Origin of the sequence: Agathobaculum faecis, assembly GCF_014287995.1 — a bacterium.
Taxonomy (GTDB): Bacteria; Bacillota; Clostridia; order Oscillospirales; family Butyricicoccaceae; genus Agathobaculum; species Agathobaculum ammoniilyticum.
In genome coordinates this window covers 22457-41852 of the sequence record NZ_JACOPL010000012.1, presented here as the reverse complement: position 1 = coordinate 41852, position 19396 = coordinate 22457, and the positions used below count along the sequence as shown (strand labels likewise).

Annotated in this window: 16 protein-coding genes; 4 read left to right on the top strand and 12 right to left on the bottom strand. The window is 48.7% G+C overall.

Features of this window, described 5'->3' with window-relative positions:
• Positions 1-120: 120 nt before the first annotated feature.
• On the bottom strand, positions 121-1131 hold the full coding sequence (locus tag H8S45_RS12195; RefSeq protein ID WP_054327231.1) for a sugar ABC transporter substrate-binding protein: 1011 nt from the start codon (positions 1129-1131) through the stop codon (positions 121-123).
• A 235-nt stretch (positions 1132-1366) separates the two neighbouring features.
• Between H8S45_RS12195 and H8S45_RS12190 the strand changes: the two genes are divergently transcribed.
• Positions 1367-2335, top strand: coding sequence for a LacI family DNA-binding transcriptional regulator (locus H8S45_RS12190; RefSeq protein WP_107631662.1), 969 nt, complete (start codon positions 1367-1369; stop codon positions 2333-2335).
• Positions 2336-2547: 212 nt separating this feature from the next.
• Here the strand turns inward: H8S45_RS12190 and rfbC are convergent, their stop codons facing one another.
• The 5 genes from rfbC to H8S45_RS12165 form a co-directional block, all read right to left on the bottom strand.
• Complete coding sequence (gene rfbC / locus H8S45_RS12185; protein ID WP_054327229.1) at positions 2548-3093, bottom strand: dTDP-4-dehydrorhamnose 3,5-epimerase; 546 nt, start codon at positions 3091-3093, stop codon at positions 2548-2550.
• 12 nt (positions 3094-3105) lie between these two features.
• Positions 3106-3984: a glucose-1-phosphate thymidylyltransferase RfbA gene (gene rfbA / locus H8S45_RS12180; RefSeq protein WP_054327228.1), complete on the bottom strand. Its 879-nt coding sequence runs from the start codon at positions 3982-3984 to the stop codon at positions 3106-3108.
• Positions 3985-4032: 48 nt separating this feature from the next.
• On the bottom strand, positions 4033-4629 hold the full coding sequence (locus H8S45_RS12175; RefSeq protein ID WP_082397081.1) for a recombinase family protein: 597 nt from the start codon (positions 4627-4629) through the stop codon (positions 4033-4035).
• A 278-nt stretch (positions 4630-4907) separates the two neighbouring features.
• On the bottom strand, positions 4908-5936 hold the full coding sequence (locus H8S45_RS12170; RefSeq protein ID WP_152959447.1) for a hypothetical protein: 1029 nt from the start codon (positions 5934-5936) through the stop codon (positions 4908-4910).
• Positions 5897-7168 carry a RecQ family ATP-dependent DNA helicase gene (locus H8S45_RS12165; RefSeq protein WP_107631660.1) on the bottom strand — a complete coding sequence of 424 codons (1272 nt, stop codon included), beginning with the start codon at positions 7166-7168 and terminating at the stop codon, positions 5897-5899. The genes H8S45_RS12170 and H8S45_RS12165 overlap by 40 nt, the downstream gene beginning before the upstream one ends.
• Before the next feature lie 134 nt (positions 7169-7302).
• On the opposite strand from H8S45_RS12165, the gene H8S45_RS12160 reads away from it, so the two are divergent.
• The 3 genes from H8S45_RS12160 to H8S45_RS12145 all read left to right on the top strand — a co-directional run bounded on the left by H8S45_RS12160 (position 7303) and on the right by H8S45_RS12145 (position 10782).
• Complete coding sequence (locus tag H8S45_RS12160) at positions 7303-8433, top strand: hypothetical protein (protein ID WP_054327223.1); 1131 nt, start codon at positions 7303-7305, stop codon at positions 8431-8433.
• A 504-nt stretch (positions 8434-8937) separates the two neighbouring features.
• Positions 8938-10125, top strand: coding sequence for an amidase domain-containing protein (locus H8S45_RS12150; protein WP_054327222.1), 1188 nt, complete (start codon positions 8938-8940; stop codon positions 10123-10125).
• 18 nt (positions 10126-10143) lie between these two features.
• Positions 10144-10782: a stalk domain-containing protein gene (locus H8S45_RS12145; protein WP_107631659.1), complete on the top strand. Its 639-nt coding sequence runs from the start codon at positions 10144-10146 to the stop codon at positions 10780-10782.
• 314 nt (positions 10783-11096) lie between these two features.
• Here the strand turns inward: H8S45_RS12145 and H8S45_RS16985 are convergent, their stop codons facing one another.
• From H8S45_RS16985 to H8S45_RS12115, 6 genes are read right to left on the bottom strand one after another with little or no spacing between them, the layout of a single operon-like run.
• Positions 11097-13508, bottom strand: a complete 2412-nt coding sequence (locus tag H8S45_RS16985) for a lysozyme family protein (protein ID WP_452039158.1) — start codon at positions 13506-13508, stop codon at positions 11097-11099.
• A 7-nt stretch (positions 13509-13515) separates the two neighbouring features.
• Complete coding sequence (locus H8S45_RS12135) at positions 13516-15849, bottom strand: VirB4-like conjugal transfer ATPase, CD1110 family (RefSeq protein ID WP_186950134.1); 2334 nt, start codon at positions 15847-15849, stop codon at positions 13516-13518.
• Positions 15824-16237 carry a PrgI family protein gene (locus tag H8S45_RS12130; RefSeq protein WP_054327215.1) on the bottom strand — a complete coding sequence of 138 codons (414 nt, stop codon included), beginning with the start codon at positions 16235-16237 and terminating at the stop codon, positions 15824-15826. The genes H8S45_RS12135 and H8S45_RS12130 overlap by 26 nt, the downstream gene beginning before the upstream one ends.
• A gap of 26 nt (positions 16238-16263) precedes the next feature.
• Positions 16264-17097 carry a hypothetical protein gene (locus H8S45_RS12125; RefSeq protein ID WP_054327214.1) on the bottom strand — a complete coding sequence of 278 codons (834 nt, stop codon included), beginning with the start codon at positions 17095-17097 and terminating at the stop codon, positions 16264-16266.
• 27 nt (positions 17098-17124) lie between these two features.
• Complete coding sequence (locus H8S45_RS12120; RefSeq protein ID WP_242977923.1) at positions 17125-17472, bottom strand: formate hydrogenlyase; 348 nt, start codon at positions 17470-17472, stop codon at positions 17125-17127.
• A gap of 19 nt (positions 17473-17491) precedes the next feature.
• On the bottom strand, positions 17492-19390 hold the full coding sequence (locus H8S45_RS12115) for a VirD4-like conjugal transfer protein, CD1115 family (RefSeq protein WP_107631657.1): 1899 nt from the start codon (positions 19388-19390) through the stop codon (positions 17492-17494).
• Between the last annotated feature and the right edge of the window lie 6 nt (positions 19391-19396).

The following is a 19396-nucleotide window of genomic DNA, read 5'->3' as shown; positions in this document are numbered from 1 at the left end:
CGTAAAGCGCCGCAGCTTTAATTGTGCGGTATTGCCTTAGATATCGCTCCTTTCCGCTAATATATATTGGCAAAATGGGGCAGCGATATATTGTTTACTTTAAAACCTACAGCACAAATGTTAGTTCACAAACTTTTCGAGACCGGCACTCTTGATAAACTCCTCAACATTGTCAGCCATAACAATGGAGCAATCAAGAAGAGTCTCTTCCTCTGCAGTACCACCAGTCAAAACAGTATGTACGGTCTGCATACCAACCTTGCCAAGTTCATACAGGGGCTGGCCAACTACAGCCTGGAGCTTACCTTCACGGACATAAGTCATAGAAGTGGGGGTGCCGTCAAAACCACAAACAACAACATTCTCAGTAAGACCAGCAACTTCCAGAGCAGAAACTGCGGACAATGCACCACCATCCCACGCGGAGAAAGCGCCTACAATTTTGTCCCCATACCGAGTAATGGCATCCTCAACACCGGAAAGAGCAGTTGTGGAATCCCAGTTGGCGTAAATCTCATGAATTTCAATGTCATTACGCGACTTTTTGATTGTATCAACAAAACCATCATGGCGCTGCTGTGCATTAGTTCTTGCCATATCGCCATTAATCACCAAAACAACGCCACTCTCAAGCTCTTCTGCCATCCATTCGCCAGCGACAGCGGCAGCAGCATAGGAATCAACAGCAATATGCCACAGGTTGCCAGCGTTGGTAGGATTGTCGATTTCTACACACTTGATGCCTTCGTCCTGTGCCTTATGGACAGACGCAGCATATGATTCATCTGCACCGCCATAAATGATGGCATCAACCTTCTGCTGAATAAAAGTATCCACGGCAAGGGCGAAAGAACCTTCGTAATCACTAGGATCAAGATAAAGCTTAGAGATCTCGATATCAAGATCCTTCGCGGTATCTTCGATGGCAGCTGCAGTCACCTGCCAACCCTCATTAGTAGCCTCAGGGCAAACGAAACCAACTTTAAATGATTCGGTACCCTGGTCGTCCTGCTGATTATTACTGTTGTTGCTGGTGTCGGTGCCGGCATTGCTAGTGCTTGTGTTGCCGCCACAGGCGACCAAACTCAAGACCATTGCAAAAATTGCGACAAGTGCTAAGAGCTTCTTCATTGATATGTTCCTCCTTTATTTTTAATCGATTGCGTAATCGATTAAATGATGGTGTTATTATATCTACAAAAAGTTCGCTTGACAATTAGCCGTTTAACAGAAATATTAAAGTGTTATTTGTACAAAACACCTTTTTTTTTTGGTTTCGCGTAATCGATTAAATTAGCTGGTGACTTTTATTTTCATTTATGATATTATCCTAATGAATATGTAAATGTAATTGGAGGTTTCTTGGATGGGTACCGTGACAATTCGGGATGTGGCGCGACTTGCAAATGTTTCTTCTGCAACAGTTTCACATGTTTTTAATAAAACTCGTTTTGTTTCACCAGAAAAAACCGAACAAGTGTTAAAAGCGGCAAAGGAGCTTAATTATACTCCAAACGCCTACGCAAAAAGCTTTCGTACAGGCAAAAAAAATCTGATCGGATTTATTGTGCCTGATATTTCCAACAGATTTTTTGCTACCATTATTGAGGCAGTAGAAACAACGTTATCTCAATATAATTACAAGTTGATTGTTGCAAATACAAAAGAAACTGGAACTCGAGAGTTGGAACACCTTTCTTATTTTTGCTCTGGTGTTGTAGATGGGTTATTGATCGCATCCACATTTAAAAATTATAGTGATATCAGTAAATACTTAAATCCCAATCTACCAGTTCTTTTTGTTGACCGCAAATTTGATAACATGCCTTGGTGTTCTGCTACGATTACCAACACAGACGCTACCTATTGTGCAACCAGTGATTTAATTCAAAGTGGGCACACAAAAATTGGATATGTTGCGGGCATTCCTCATTTGTCTACTACAAAAGGGCGTATCAATGGGTATCTTAGCGCAATGCGCGATGCCGGTATTGAAGTTCAGGAATCTTGGATTACTTACGGTAATTCTATGAAAACCAGCGCGGAGGGCTGTGTTCAAAAATTGCTTCAAGAAAACTGTACTGCACTTATTATCTCGAATGGTGTAATGTCTTTGGATGTGGCTAACTATTTGTACCGTATGAAAAAAACAGTTCCTGCTGTATACTTCGATGATGATTATAAATTGGATATGGCTCCTTGTTTTGCTACTATTTCGCAACCTTCTTATGAACTCGGAAAAACCGCAGCAGAACAGATTATGTGTTTAATTGACAATCCTAATCAGCAAAACTACCATATCATTCTATCTGGTACATATAATCGATTCAAATAAGAGAACTTAAGAGATTTAATAGAATGTCTTATGTGTTTTTCAACATTTGTTTCTATTTGTAAAAGACGCCGCCCCCTTTATCGGCAAATCGTCCCTGCATTTACAGTGTAAGACAAGCTGATAATCCGGGTATTTGTTCATCATGTAGTGGACGAAATTGCCGCCGATAAACCCGGCGCCGCCCGTTATGAGTAGCTTCATATCCGTCCTCCTCAAAATCCGGTCACGGCATCACACAAAAATGGCGATTTGTCGTCTTTATCCGATAAGACCGGCTCGTCCACACCCCAATCGATGGCAAGCTCCGGATCGTTCCACCGGATGCCGCCGTCCGCTTCGGGCGCATAATAGTTATCCGCTTTATAAAGGAACTCCACGTCGTCGGTCAGCGTCACAAACCCATGGCCAAAGCCGCGCGGGATCAAAAACTGCTTCTTGTTCTCCGCTGACAGCTCGACGCCTACCCATTGCTTGTAGGTCGGGCTGTACGGCCGCAAATCGACCGCCACATCATACACCGCGCCGCGTGTGCACCGTACCAGCTTGGCCTGCGCCTTGTCCCCGCGCTGAAAGTGGATGCCGCGAAGGGTGCCTTTGACGGTCGAAGAGGAATGGTTGTCCTGCACAAAGTCATAGTGCAGCCCCAGCTCATCCATTTTCCGCTTGGACCAGCTCTCCATAAAAAAGCCGCGGTGGTCACCGAATACATCCGGTTCCAGAATCACAACGCCCGCCAGCTTTGTTTCTGTCAATTTCATGTGGATGACTCCTTAATACTGTATCTTTCCTTCGGCCACCTTGCGCAGATAGGCGCCATAGGGCGCTTTTCCATATGTATTGGCTGCTGCATTTAGTTCCTCACAAGTGATCCAGCCGTTTCGATATGCGATCTCTTCCAAGGAAGCGATTTGAATGCCGGTGCGGCCTTCTACCACGCGGACAAAGTCGGTCGCTTCGTTCATCGAATCCACCGTGCCGGTGTCCAGCCAGGCATAGCCGCGGCCAAGAGTTACAACATTTAAAGCGTTATCTTCTAAATAAATACGGTTTAAATCCGTGATCTCCAATTCACCGCGTGAAGAAGGTTTCAATATTTTAGCGTAAGCACACACTTTTTCATCATAAAAATATAGACCAGTAACCGCATAGTTGGAGTGTGGTGACAAGGGTTTTTCCTCAATCGACACCGCTTGACCTTCTTTATTAAACTCAACAACGCCAAACCGTTCTGGATCATCGACATAATAGCCAAACACAGTAGCACCATGCTCTCGGCCCGCCGCTTCCCTTAAATGCGCACTCAAGCCGGCGCCGTAAAAGATGTTGTCGCCCAAAATCATCGCGCAGCGATCACCCGCAATAAATTCTTCACCTAAAATAAACGCCTGCGCCAAGCCGTCCGGCGAAGGCTGCACTTTATAGGACAGATAAATGCCGTACCGGCTGCCGTTACCGAGCAAGCGCTCAAAATTCGGCAGGTCCTGCGGCGTGGAAATGATCATAATGTCGCGAATACCCGCCAGCATCAGCGTGGACAGCGGATAATAGATCATTGGCTTGTCATAAATCGGCAGCAGCAGCTTGCTCGTCACCATGGTCAGCGGATACAATCTCGTTCCGCTTCCGCCTGCCAGTACAATTCCCTTCATGTACCGCTCCTCCTGGTTGTTCTCTTTATATAAGGAAGGTCAGTGTCCTCACCGAACCCACTTCCAAAACGTCTGATGCGAAACGCCCAAAATCTTTGCGGCTTCCCGGGTTGAGATTTCTCCGGTCTCCCAGCGGCCCTTGAGCTCGTAGAACTTTTGGTTCTTTTCGATTGGCGGGCGACCGAAGCGGATGCCTTTTGCTTTGGCCGCGTCGATGCCTTCCCGCTGCTTTTGCTTGTGCTCGGTGTATTCCTGGGCTACGGTCGCGTTGAAGGTCTCAATGAGCACGTCGTTTATCAAACGGGCGGCCCACGCCTGATCCTCTGGGAAATCGACCATAGTAGTCGGCATATCGAGCACTTTCAAGCGAATATCGCTGTCCCGCAGCCACTGGAGTTCTTTTTGTACGGTTTCCTTGTGATCGCTCAAATGATCCAACGACGGAATAACCAGTGTGTCGCCTTCACGCAGCGCTACTTTTTTCAGCAGTTGATAGCTGTTTTGACCAGCATTCTTTTCCGATTGCTGGTCGATAAAGACCTCATGCTCCTGCGCGCCAAGCTGCTGAAACGCATCCAATTGGCTATAAAAGCTCTGTTTCCCTTCCGGTATACGCGCATAATAAAATGTTTTGTGTGTCATCATCCGTCACTCCATACCATCTCATCCTGCTCGCATCGTTTCGAAGCTTTATCCTCAAATCCGCTCTTTCACCTTCAAAAGGTGTACCTTCTGAATGTGCGCAAAAACTTCCAGCAGATATACACCGCTTTCGATATTTGGAAATGTTGTGGCAATTAACTATTGCTTTTAGGCTGTTTTTGCGATATACTTGATAAGGCAAAAAAGCTGTCAAAAGGTACACCTTTTGACAGCTTTTTATCATTTATTGTATGGATACTGGTTTTCTGACACTGAAAAATTCAATGATGCTTACCATTCTCGGGAAGGACAATCGGGTTGAGTTTCAGCTTCTGAAACTTTTTATATAGACGTGCCATCGCTTGATTGCTGAGCTCCAGTTTCTTTTGTGCCGCAGTTAATGATTTACAGCGGCGAGTTGTCTTGATCAGCTTCCGCATTGTATTTTTGGCCTTTTTCTGAAAACCCGATGCTTCAATCCACTGCTCAGCTTGCTGCATGGTTACTGCTTCCGGAAAGTCCTGATACAGGCGGTGCAGAAATTTGCAGAACAGCTCGTTGTGTCGTTTAGCAAGCACCTGTAATTGCTTTTCCCAAGTCTTCGCATCTGTCAGCCGATGGATGCGTTTCCTTTTGAGCCGCAGCTCCAGTCGCAAAATTTGCTCTGCGATCTGCATTTTGTGACGCTTCTTCAGTTCATAGGTTTTGTCATACACAGAAAAGGCGCAGCTTTTGGATTCAATCGTCCAAGCGTGTTCATTCACTTCCCTGTATTGCTTCGCACTGCCCTTCCCTTTCCCAAACGGGCTTACCTCGTATCGAGACGGCAGCCGTGTTTTCTTCCAAATATACAACTGGTTTAGCAGCTCCCGTTTGCTTTCATAATACTGGTTGCAGGTCAAATCCACCCGCGACAAAATGAATTTCTTTTGTTCGATGCCTATTTTCGCTAAAGTCTTCTGCAAGACCTTTGATACGGCATTAATCTGCGTTTTCTCCCCAATAAAAAGCGCGGTCGGACAATACTTACCTGCCAGAAGGGACGACGGATTGACAATCACCGTGATCCATGAAGGATGTGTCAGCGACTGGTTCAGTACGATTTCGACGCCGCGTTCCTTGTATTCTGTTATTTGCAGGGTAGTATTCAGAAAATACGGATCTCTGTTCATGACTTGACAGCAGTTTTCCTCCCACAGTTCCTGAATCTCGTGATAACTGCTTTTCGCCATGATGGAAAAGGTATGAATCCCATATTGTGATTTCACATTCATTCCCCCCTTCTCTTTTTCGCGCAATTGGTGCAGCATTTGCAGTTTTTCACTTCCTGTTGTCCCTGAAACCGTAGGATTTCGCGTACCATACAATCTTCACTGCCTGCAAATCGGCGCATTTCCTGCGCGTTTGCTTTGAGCAGTTTCCCTGCCATCGGCGAATCCGTCTTCGCTTTTTTCTGAAAGACAATTGCTATTTTTTCGTCATCGCCATTTTGGTCAAAAAATAAGACGCAATGCGCCTTTTGGCCATTCCGTCCCGCTCGGCCGATCTGCTGAATATAATCCGTCATGCTGATCGGCATATTAAAATGAATGATAAGTTCCACATTCGGTACATCAATGCCCATGCCGAACGCCGATGTCGCTACCATGATTTTTGTTTTTCCCTGCAGGAAGTCGAGTTCCATACGATGACGGAGCTTGTCTGATTTCATCTTCGCATGAAAGCGGCTCACCTGTCCCGGATATCGTTCCGATAAAGCATTATAGATTGCGTCCACACACCCCGTTGTCAGCGCGTAAATCAACACGGAACCTGTCCCATGATATTTCCTTATGCACCGCTCCAACGCTTGAAAGCGATCCGCCAAACGTCCATCCAACGAACGCTTTTCGCTTGTCACGTCTTTTTTTAATAGAATCAAATTCTTCCGCTTCAAATCGCTTTGAAATAGCTGAGGTTGTCTCATATGAAGCAACTTGGCAATTTCCTTTTCCCTGTCCTCCAATATCGTGGCGGAGCAGGCAAATATCACAGGACGTTCCGGTAAGCAATCAATAAAGGTTCCTATTTGTAGATAGCTCTCCCGGAAAGAATATCCCCACTCCGTTACGCAGTGACACTCATCCACAACCAGCATATACAGCCCTGTTTGCCGAATCGCTTGCTGAAACTTCTCACTTTGCAGCCGCTCCGGTGTGACATACAAAAACGTCAGCTTCGCCTTCCGCACTTTGTGCAGGATCGCTTCGGTCTCCTTTTTTGTACGGTAATGATCGATGTAATCCGCTGCAACACCGCAAACTTGCAGCTCGTGTACCTGACTATACAGCAGCGATAAGGTCGGCTCAATCACCAGCGTCAGTTTTGTACGATGCAGCAATGCAGGAATACAAAACATATTTGATTTACCAGACCCGGTAGCAGCCATAACCATCGTATCATACCCGTTTAAAACCGACTGGATGGGCAAAATCTGATGTCGTCTTAAATGCTCGATCCCAAGACTTTTTATAACCGGCTTCCAACTATCATTCATTTTCATAAAGAGATACCCCCTACAGCATTTTAAATTTAGGTATCTCGTATAAGGTTTTGTATCAGTAAATCAATTTATCTTTTAACAGTAAGACCTATCAAAACATGATAGGTCTTACTGTATATCAAGAAGGTATCATCATGAAAAAAATTATTGTCTGGCTGCTTATGCTTTCTTTAGGCGCTACGACTTCGTCAGAAATACAAACAAATGATAAGTCAATTATGGATGAGTCCGACTACGCTTATCTTTCATTAACCTATACGAGTCTAAATTCCGAGGCGACGAACTTCAACGAGCAGCGCACAACATCGTTTTATTTGTATGATCTCAAGACAAACAAACTCAAAGAGATATACACGTATGTTGGTGCCTGTGAATATCCTGTAGGCGTCGTGGATTATAAAAATGCAAAAGTATATTATTCAGTCTGGGGTGATCCCTCAGATGCTTCTGCCGGTGACAAGCTGCAGGTCTACGACATCAAAACAGGGAAAATCAATGACATAACTAATTATCACCATGTATTCAATGAACTGGATTGGTATAACAATGCGCTGTATGGAATTGTGGGCGGAAAAGAAAGCAATGGTGTCGTCCAGCTGGCGAAGATAGACCCAACAACAGGTGAGATACAACCAATTTTCTCTAATAATACAGATTCAGTTTATCTCGACTTTTCAATCGATCACAATACTGGTGAGATTATTACGACTTGGTATTCTGACTTTGCTCGGCGACGCATGGACGTAAATCAAGAAAACGGAAAAATAACCCCATGTCCATTTTTTATTTCGTCTGTCGATACATCGGATTTCAGCCTGCAGTCAGTGATATATACTTTCTCGGATACGCCATATTCATCGCTATTTGACAACTATGGTGCAGATGCCGACAGCTCCGAAGTATGGGAGACAGCAAATAATCTTGAAGTATCGAATGTTTCCCGCCTAAATGATGACATACTTCTTTTCATTGGTCGTGAAAGCGTCCTTGACCAGCAGGCAAAACTTATGATGCTAAATATCACCGATAAAACCACCAGTGAAATTCAAATCCCCGGAGTGGCAACCTATTATTCATTTGTTGTTAGTCCCGATCAACAGACCATCTTTGCAAATCTTCAACTGCAGGATGGAACGCAGGGTGTATTTTCATATAATATACAAACACAAGAATTGAAAAAACTTTTTGATATAAACGAAGTATTAAAAGACTTTTCAGGCAACAAATCTGTAACTCCCACAACCATGCAGATAATTATTCAATGAATTACCCCCGACTGATGCCGGTTTCCCACGACACCAGTCGGGATTTCCTTCTACAGTCGCAGCTTTAATGGCTCATTCATGGATCCGAATTGATCACAGTACCATCTTTTGCTGCATACAGCCCATGAAAGCCAGCCTTGCAATACATCATGGGACATTCAAGCATTACCATGACATTAGGGTACTATGCACACGGTACTTTCAATTCAGCGAAAGCGGAACTTGAAAGACTGGCTCTTGCTTCTTAAATCGGTGGTTGTACTACTCATTTACTACTTTTTGTTGCATTTTCATGCTGGCAAATGCCAGCTTATGAAAAGGTAATCAGAAATTTAGTGAAAATCAAATATGCGTTTGTACGAAAAAAATGTTCTTTATGTTACAAGTTAATTCCACAAGAATATAAATTTTTCCTGTTTAAAATTCTAATTGAATTCGTTACGATATAATACTATGATGTTGTCGTAAGATCCCGAAACTGTTTTAAAGAACTGGAGGAGAAAAATGAAAAAGAGTAAACTATTGATTACAGCATTTTTAGCCTGTAGTGTATGTGCAGTATGTGCATCTGCCTCATATAATTCTTTAGATACGGTTGTAGCAGATGGAGCCGTAACTCTTGCTGAAGACACGGTTAAGGAATACCGTGAAGATTATTATGATGTTTCCAATCTGTCTACGCAAATTGAAAGCATCGAATATGCATCAAATAAAGTAAATGTTATTGCTCGTGTCGAATATGATACCATAATAAAAGCATCTACTCCGGAAGATTCTCCATACATTCAAGGAATTGAGGGGGCAATTGAAGATTTGACAGATGAAGCTCAAATCAGTGAAGCAACCGATTATCTTGAAATGTGGAAAAATGAATTAAATCGGAATCATATCAACAAAACAATTTCTAATGAAGCGACATTCAATATTGCATTTTCAATTCAACCATCACTCATAAATGCAAAGCAGTCTGTATCTGTTGATCAACTTTTAGCGAATTCCAGCATAATGTATCGTGATTATAACTTTATCACAAATGACAATGTAACAACGTTGAATAACGGAATTGCTGACACAGAACAGGAATTTACTGATAAGCCTATTGACGCTTTTGAATTAGAGACAGATTCTGAAGTGTATGAAAAAGCCTATAACACCGTTATACGCCTTGTAAACAACGGAACAAAGGCATCTGGATCATCCCGTGCGCAAGAATTGGATCGTGTAGCAGCCCGTGATTATGCACAAGATCCTGCCAACTTCCCTCGTAATCCCGATTATAATTATTACACGTCCGAAGATTGTGCAAATTTTGTTTCTCAGTGCTATTATGAGGGTGGATTGTCAGAAGATAACATATGGAAGAGATATACTATTCCTTGGATAAATACCGGTGGTTCTCGCTCCACATATTATGGTTTGTCTGACTACATGCAGGAGTACGACATTGTCTTTTGGGTAAAGGGAGATACCGATATTGATCGAGCTATTGCGGGCAGCATTATCTATTATCAGAGCGGGACACCGGAAGGGCATGTCGGAATCGTTACAAGTAATGATGGACGTACAATGAAATATAGTGCTCATACCAATGATCATTGTGATGAGACCATGAATCAAGAATGGTTTAGTGAAAACTGCGATTTCCTTATTCCATGCTGGGACTCTTATGATAATCGTTGGACCCCACAGTAAACAGGAAGGAGTCTTATCATGAATAAGCCCAAATGGAGTAAGACTTTAATTTGTGTTGTGATAAGCTCAATTATATGTTGTATTGGCGCTCTTGCAGTCAACAATCGAATTACGATAGATCTGCCGGATATCACAATTTTGGTGAACGGAGAAGAATTTATAGCCAAGGATGAGGATGGTGTCGTGGTGCAGCCCATTCTCTACAATGGAACAACTTATGTCCCTCTACGGGCCATAGAAGAGTTAAATGGTAAATTTGTCGATTGGGATGGAGACACCAACACCGTTTTGATTAACGATCCGATTTTCAGTGATGAAGATGTGGCAGGCGCAAAAGATACAATTTACCAGTTCTTTGAGAGTTTTTCGAAAAAAGACTATGATGCCATGTATGCTTTAACAACTGAAGGAACGATCCAATATGATTACAGCGGCGTACAGGGTGTGGCCGGAATGGCAGAGGCGACCGTTGTTTCATGTGAATATGATGCTGAAAATTCTCAGCAAGAGGGGAGGCTGGTGTTTCAATGTACATTCGATATGATCCCAGCAGAAATGAGCACCTTTGGACCGGATCAGCGGCAGACATCTTATTTCGTGATATGCAAAGAAATCAATGGCAAATATTACTTGAGTGACATATTCTCGGGGCTTTAAACCATCCAACGTAAATAATCATTCTGAAAAAGCAATTGCTTTTGCAATTGCTTTTTCTTTTTTCCTCCAGCATTTTTGCAAAGTATGAATTACCCCGACTAAAGCTGATTTCTCCCGACATCAGCCGGGATTCCATCTGTGGGAAGCGCCTTACATGAAGGCTGGGGCAATGTGAATATTTCTGTTGGCAACTACAACTTTTAATGATAAACAAAAAAATAAAGAAACCGGCCTGAACGCACTACGTTCAGGCCGGTTTTCCTCTTGGGGTATACATGTTCCATTGGAACACATTTTATAGCTTCGTATAATTATCAGTTAACCGCAGCGCCGCCCCAGCCCCAGCCGCCGAAGCCGTAGTAGCTGGTCCAGGATTCCAGCGTATCTATCGCGCTGCCGCCTATGTTGGACATGATCTGCCCGTTGCCAAGGTAGACGCCGACATGGCCGGCATTCAGCCCGCAGCCGCATGTAGTGCGCGAATTATATACCGCAGGGTCGTTATAAACCATCGCACCCACTGGGATATTGGAGCTATCCGTGCTTACAACGTTCGTTACCCTGTTTCGTCCGGCACAGCACCAGTTGGCCACCTGCACGCCTGCAGCACGGTATACCTGCTCCGCCCACATTTCGCAATACCCGGCAGGGGCCGTGATGCCGTAATTCTGGTAGTTCTGCGCGATCAGCACAATGCGGTTCTGTACATCGCTGCCCAGCGCGGCATGGTACTGCCGCACCAACAGGACATAAAACATATTGCCGTAGTTATAGCGCCAGCCGCCGTTTTTCGGGATGGATATCTCGTTCTTGTACGTCACCTTCACGCCGCCGGAATGCTGCCGCGAAAATTCCTCCGCCAGTTCGAAGCTGTATTTCTTCCCGTGCGATGCAACAAAATCAAGGAACCCGCTGCCGTAGTTATACGCCTGAATCACGGAATCCTCATCGCAGCCGAGATTTTTCGCCTTGCGCACCAGCTGGGAGAAATATTTGCAGCCCTGATTGATAGACGCTTCCTTGCTGAGCGAGTTCGGCGGCAGACCCATAGATTCGGAGGACTGCATTACATCTTCCAGCCGCCCGCCGCTTTCTACCTCAATGATCGCAAGCAGCGTGTCCACATAGTGGGATATGCCGTACATTGCGGCGTATTTTTCCACCAGTTCCCGGAGCGCCAGTACCGCAGTGGAAAAGCCCTTGCCGCCGGTCGCACTGCCCAGCAGCTGGACCAGTTCATCGCGGTAATCCTCCAGCAGTTCGTGCAGCATCACGCGCTGGGATTTCGTGAAATGGTACTTGTCCGCCGCCTGGTCGGCGGATAAACCGTCCACCCGTATATGCAGGATTCTGTCCCCGTCCTCTGTTTTCGTGTACCATTTTGTATACGGGTTCATATCCATATACACCCCAGCTAAAATCTCACGCTGGTCGGGTCCCATCGTCATCGCGTCGAAGCCGTCCTGCTCTGTCACCTTTACCGCAAACACAGCTAATACTTCCACGCTGTCTGCATAAGTACCTTCATATTCCACGCGGTCATAGCTTTCACCTGCCAACGCTGCGGACGTCCATGCCGTCTGCGCCGCCATGTACGCCTGCTGGACGCTCTGCCCGTCCACACCAATATTCTCGTCCGCAAACAATAGCCCAAGCGGCGATGCAATAATGGTAAGCGGCGCGGCAACAAGGCTTACCACCAGAACCACCGCCACACCGGCCAACAAAATTTTGCTCTTTGCCGCAGCGGCAGCCTTATGCATCAGCTCCGTGACGATCTTGCGCACGCCCTTTTTCGCCGCCCCGCCAGCACCGCCTTTTTCCCCAAGACGCAGCTTCAATTTGCGGACGCCGGCTTTCCGTGCGCGCAGCTGGTATTTTTTCAAGCCGTGCGCAGCCGTCCGGCTGCGCTGTGCGGCAGCGCTGCTTTGGTATGCCATATCCGCCGCCTTCTGCGCGTGCGCACGGCGCATCAGCGCGCCCTGCCTTACCGTACCGCCATAAACGCTTTCCGCGCCCTTTGCCGCTTTGCCATATACGGTAGACACTGCGTTTTTTGCCGCGCGGTCGCGCGCCGTACCGTATACCGCCGCCGCGCTGCGCCGGCCCTTCTGGATTCCCTGCCGGCGCAGCGCCAGCAAACGCCCGCGGGCAAGCCGGTACCGCTGCCCTTTTTTTAACCGGACGCTGCGTACCGCACGATTTTTCTGTTCCGCGGCATAGCGGAATGCGTACCGTGCTTTCCCATCCGCGCCGCGGTAACGGCGCGCCACACGCCGGACGGACTTTTTTACCGCGTATTGCCGCGCCTTGTCCCGCGCCGCGCCGTAAACCTTTTTCGCTGCAATGCCGCCGTATTTTGCAGTGGTGCGCGTGGTGACGCCTGCCACGCGTTTTGCGCTGTCCGCCATCCGGTCAGACGCCCTGTTTACCGCCGCAGCATCCGCACGCTGGCCATCCTGTTCCGCACGGCGTTTCCCATCCCTGCGCTCCTGCATTTTCCGCACAGCTATGCGAACCATGTATGCTTTCATGGTCCGCTTTTTGTGCTTTGCCTGCGGCGGCGCGCTTTTCGCCGCGTATACCTGCTGCTCCGCGCCCTGCCGCGTCCTGCTGCCGTACTGCGTGCTGGCCGCGCCGCTTACCGCTTTTCCGCACTGCGCCCGCGCAGCGCCATACGACAACTTTTTCCTGTCCTCCGGCGTTTTGTATCTGTATGTAGCCATAGGGATATCACTCCCATTCGCCAGCCTTGGTGGTCATCAGGCGGTATAACTCGGTGTGCTTCGGGATATCGTTCTGGAAAGGGATGAATGCGCTGCCGAACTTCATCAGCCCGCAGCTGGGGTCCGCGTTTTCCACATAAGAAAGCTGGGCGTCGGAAATGTGCAACAGTTCCGCCAGATCGGCGCGGTCGGACGCGGACTGGGACAGCATGATAATAAATTCACTGTTGGCGAACAGCCATCGCGCATCCTTGCTCCGCAGCATTTCGCCCACATTCTGCGTGATGCCTGTCATATAGGCGTTGCGCTTGCGCAGCCGTTTCCACATACGCAGGAAGTAACTGGTTGCAAACGGATATCGGAAAAAGATTGAAAACTCGTCCACAAATACCCATGTCCGCTTTCCGGCCCGCCAGTTCTGCAGCACGCGGTTGTAGACGGATTCCAGAATGACCAGCATGCCCAGCGGCATGAGCTGCTCGCCCAGATCGAGGATGTTGTACGAGGTCAGGCGGTTGTGCTGGTCTACATTCGTTTCCTGAGAAAAAATGCCGAGCGAACCGGTGATAAACAGTTCTGCGGAAAGCGCCAGCTCCCTTGCTTCGTCCTCGTCCTGCTCCCGCAGCATATTGTACAAATCGGTTAAGGTCGGGGACTTCCCGTGATAGCCTCCGGCAATATAGCCTGCATACAAATCCTTGATGCACCGGTCTATGATAGACCGGTGTCTGGCATTGACGTCGTCCCCCATGATCTGTTCGAACAGGGACATGATAAATTCGGACTTATCCGCCAGCGGGTTTTTATCATTATCCGCATAGCCTTTTTCCATGTCCATTGCATTGATCCGCACTGCGGACGAGCCGGATACGTCGATCATCGTTCCGCCGAACGCGCCCACCATGGGCGTAAACTCATTTTCGGGGTCAAGGATGAGCACATCATCGTTCGTAGACAGGAGGACTTGGCCTATCTCCCACTTTGCGCTCATGGACTTTCCTGCGCCCGGCACGCCCAGACGGATGCAGTTGCCGTTTTTGAGCAGCGCGCGGTTTGCCAGAATCATATTGCCGGATACCGCGTTGTTGCCATAGCAGATACCGCCTGTCTGCTGGATTTCCTGCGCGGAAAACGGCGTCAAAATGCTCGCGGATTTGGTAAGCAGCGTGCGCTGCTGTACCACGCGGCGCAGCCCATACGGCAGCACCGTGTCCAGCCCGATATCCTGCTGCCATTTCAGCGCCGCCAGCTCGCAGCCATATCCGCTTGCCGTTGTTTTCAGCGTCTCGGTATCCGCGTTCAGCTGCTCCAGCGTATCCGCCATATGCACGACCGTCGTTGTAGTCATCATGATCCGCTGGTCGTTCTGCGTGGTTTCATCCTTATAATTCTCTACCACTTCGCGCATCTGCTTGTACTCATAGGGGATTTCGGCGGAAAAGTTATTATTGTTGTTCTGGCGCTGCTGCCAGCGGGTGATATCGGATTCCACGCGCATATCCAGCCGGTTGAGCATCTTTACCGCTTCCTGCGGGTGTACCGGCGTGATGTCAATGGAGAGCATCATCTGGCGCGGCAGCTCCATCAGGTCATGCACCATTTTATCGGGCAGCATGGACGCATACTCTTCAATGAACAGCACACGGGCGAAGCCTCGGTCCAGTTCGATATAATCTGCATGGTAGCGCATTGCCAGCGGGCAGAACACATCTGCAAAATGCTTGCCGCTGCGCATCATAGCCGCGACGTCGGCGTTTTTCATACGATGGTCCGGACGGAAAAAGTCATGCAGCACGCGGAACCGTTCCGTGTTGTTCAGCGGCTTTACCGTAGAGGAAAGCCGCTGCATCCCAAACGACAGGCTTTTCCCGGCGCGGCTGAAAAACATCCGCGCTTCGTTCTCGTTTTTGCGGTTTGCGGTCAGCGTCAGGAATTTCTCCTGCACAATGCCGTTGCTGCCCTTCGCCTTATCCATCAATACACGGTTCATCTCGCCCCGGTACCTGTCCAGCCCATCGTCCTTCTTTTTGTAGAAAACCGAGCCGCTCAGGCTGTCCTTGTTAAACAGCCTGTTTGCCAGTGTGATCTTCAGCCGGCTGTCCGCAGCAAGGCCGTTGAGGACGCGCCCCCAGGAATCCAAAATAGAGGTCTGATCCTCCGGGCTTGCCACCGCATAGTTGATATCCGTAAAAGACCATGTCTTGCTGTATTCGGTTGCGCCTACCTGCCAGACTGCGTCCGGATAAACGCGCTGCACCGGTACGATCTGCTGCACGCTGCGCGGCAGGCGCACCGGCCGGACAGGCGGCTGCGCTTTAGACTGTTTTTTTCTTTTGAGCATTGCTTTTCTGCCCCTTTCCCATATGTTTTTTCCTCGTTTTCGTTGCGCGCTGGCGCTCCTTAATAGCGGCGCAGTGCAGTGTGTCATAGAGGCACACTGCGCGGTATACATACCAGCCGTTATGTCTAAACATGGTACGGAGCCACGCCCGCGCAATTTGTTCAAAATTCAGCCCATGATAACTCATAAAGCCAACTGCTGCCGGCAGCGCGGCGAGCAGTATGCACAGCACGCTTGCCGTTTCCTTGCCAATGAATGGGCGCAGCCCAAAATTCGCTGCGCCTGCAACCACCAAAGCTACAAAGCCCCATATCGTCTGGCGCATGCTCAGCCCCATGAACACGCCCTCGCGGTAGTTCCGTATTTCTTTATTAACCGGGCATTCCATGCCGTTTCAACCTCCTTTTCTTTTCTTTACAATGCCAGCATATCTTTCACAACACGGTCCGCCGTGCTGACAATACCCAGCAAAATCAGCATCTGGAATATCACGCCGGCCATGTAACCCACCATCATACCGATGCTGCCCTCACCAAAATCGACCGATGGCAGTTCGTTGCTTGATATAAAAGCGGAATACACGATACACGCCAGCACAACAACAGCAGCTTCCAGGCAAACACCGATAAAGCTCTGGATAAAGGTGCGCCCGTGCCGGCTGGTCAGTTCGCCGCCAAACGCGGAAAGCGGCAAGGGCGCCAGCGCGACATACAGGTATACGCGGAAAAACCGCCCGTATACCTTTGTCAGCATCATCATGGACAGGCAGATAACAATGCCGGTAAAAACCAGCCCTACGACCCCTGAAATCACACTCTGGATGATGTTGGCGTCTTCCGCCGCCGTCCGTATTTCATCCGGCAGCGTAGCGGCTACTTCATGCAGGCTGCCAAGGCTTGTTGCTATGGAAGAAGTGATCCCGCCGGTGACCTCGAATATAAAATTGATAATTTCCAGCCCATAGGTGATTGCCGCCTGCGCGAGGACAAAGCGCAGGAACAGGCGGAACACCTGTTCCGGGTGCCGGAGCTCCCGGAACGAGGTGGACTGCTTAAAGAAGGACATCGCAAAGAACAGGATGAGCAGGCCATATCCGATGCCCTGCAGCACAGAAAAAATCTGCTCGATAGCAGGCCATATCGCGCCGCCCATAAATTCTTTGGGCGACTGCGTGACAATATCCCAGATTTGTGCCATGTAGCTGTTCCATGTTCCCAGCGCGCCCTCCAGTACATCTAACGCCCACATAGTTTTTCTTCAACTCCATTCCTGCTGTCAGCCGCCGGTGATAAGGTCCAGGATGTCCTTTGCGAACATGATCAGCAGCCCGCCTACCAGACACAGGATACCCTGTGTGCGCTGGGACGGGTCGTGCGACTGGATCGACATACCGACCTGCAGCACGCCCCAGCCGGATACCATCAGGCCAACCGCCTTGATGAGGGCAAAGATGAAATCCGAAAGCTGCGTGATCGCGCTCAGCGGATCGGCGGCGAACGCGGGGACTACGGCGAAACAGGCAACAGACGCAGCCAAAACCCCTTTTCGGTACAGGCTGCGCGTACGCTCATATGCCTTTTTGTTTGTGAGGAGCATGGTTAGTTTCTTCATACGGTTTTTCATAACAGTTTTCTCCTTTGTTTCAGATAGAAAAATATTCAAATTCGATGCCGTCTATCATTTCCTTCATTGCTTTCCATTCCTCTGCCCGTGCAGATGGACGGATCGGGTGACGCAGCGGCGGCGTATACGGCTCCGCCTTGCCGTCCGCGGTGAGCGCCAGCGCGGGGTGGCGCAGCAGGTCGTATTTCAGATCGCACACGGGATGTTCGCCGCGGATAAACAGCAGTGCAAACTTGTTGTCCAGTTCCCGCACCTCATCCGGCGTCAGCAGTTCGCGGCCCGTCTGTTGAAAATTTCGCGTGTAAGAGCCATGGCTGCCCCTGGTCTGTCCACTTGTCCGCGTGTCGATGGTGGCCTTGCCCAGCAGCTCCGAGACATACTTGTGGGTCACCTGTTCGTTGCCGCCCAAATAAAGGAACGTGTCACAGTTGCCTGTGATGTTCTCCCATGTGTCCTTATACATCCCCTTGAGCTGCGCGATGTTTTGCAGGATGATCGTGCAGGAAATGTTGTATTTCCGGCAGGTGGAAAGCGTCTGCTCAAAATCCTCCGGCAGCGGCACATTCGCATATTCATCCATGAGAAAACGCACATGGACAGGCAGCGTGCCGTGGTGTTTCCGCTCTGCACAGTCGTACAACTCTTGGAACGCCTGCATATACATCATGCTCACCAGATAATTAAAGGACTTGTCGTTGACCGGCGTGATAACAAAGATCGCGCGCTTGCGTTCGCCAAGGGATGCGAAATCCATTTCGTCTGTACCCGTAATGTCCTGCATTTCGTCCAGCAGGAAATATGCCAGGCGGGACGTTGCCATCTGCCGGATCGTATCGCGCGTCTTTTCCGGGCTGGTAAGGAACGATTTATAGTACTGCACCGCAATATGACTGTCACCTTTTTCTGCTTCCAGCTGCAGGAACAGCTGGTCTGTGGGGCTTTTCGGCCCGTTTTCCACAGCTTCCGCATTGTTGAGCAGGTACATGACCGTACCGAAGTTTTTATCTTCCTCCGCGCCCTCATGATACAGGTACAGGATCAGCGCCGTAACAAGCGCAGTCTCCGCCTTCTCCCAGAAGGGGTCGCTGCTGTTTGCGTTTTTCGGCGTTGTGTTCCGCACCAGCAGCGTCACGAGCCGGATCACGTCCGCATCGGAATGGATATAATCAAACGGGTTATAACAATCCGAGCGCCGCCTGTCTGAGAGGTTGAACACCTTAACGTCATATCCGCGCTTCAAGAGCAGCGGCGCACAGTCCCGCAGCAGTTCGCCCGCAGGGTCGCACACGATGTAAGAACAGTTTGCCTGCATCAGTCCTGGCTTTGCGAGCGAACGCGACTTGCCCGCGCCCGAACCGCCCACTACACAGATGTTCAAATTGCGTTGATGGCGGTAAACATCCAGCCCGATGCAGACATTCTGCGTCAAGGGGAAATTCATATCGCACGGCAGACGCAGTGCCTTTTCCGCCTGCATCTTTTCCTGTTCCTCCGGCGTCAGCCGTTTTATATGCAAATGCACAGGGAGCGACCGGAAGAAAGCGGCGATCTTCGATATCCGTGCTTTCAACCGCTCCATGAATTTGGGCTGATACCGGTACTTTGCGCAAACCTGTTTTGCCTTGCCCCATCTTGCCGAGCCATGTTCTTCGCCCGGACGGCGCTTACCTTGGCTGTCAATAAACAGCATGACACAAAGCACATAAACCAGCAGGATGATCAGCACTGCCTTGACGCTGTATTCCGTTATCGTAATGTGCAGGGGATATTCCATGGACAGGGATACGGTGTCAAACCATTCCGAAACTGTCCTGCCCGGTGCAGCTGCACCACCGCACAGCAGGCCGAACCATATCACAGGGATAGCAAGCGCCGCCCAGAGGGCGGCGCTTGGCATATTATTTTTGTCTGGCCTCATAGGAAC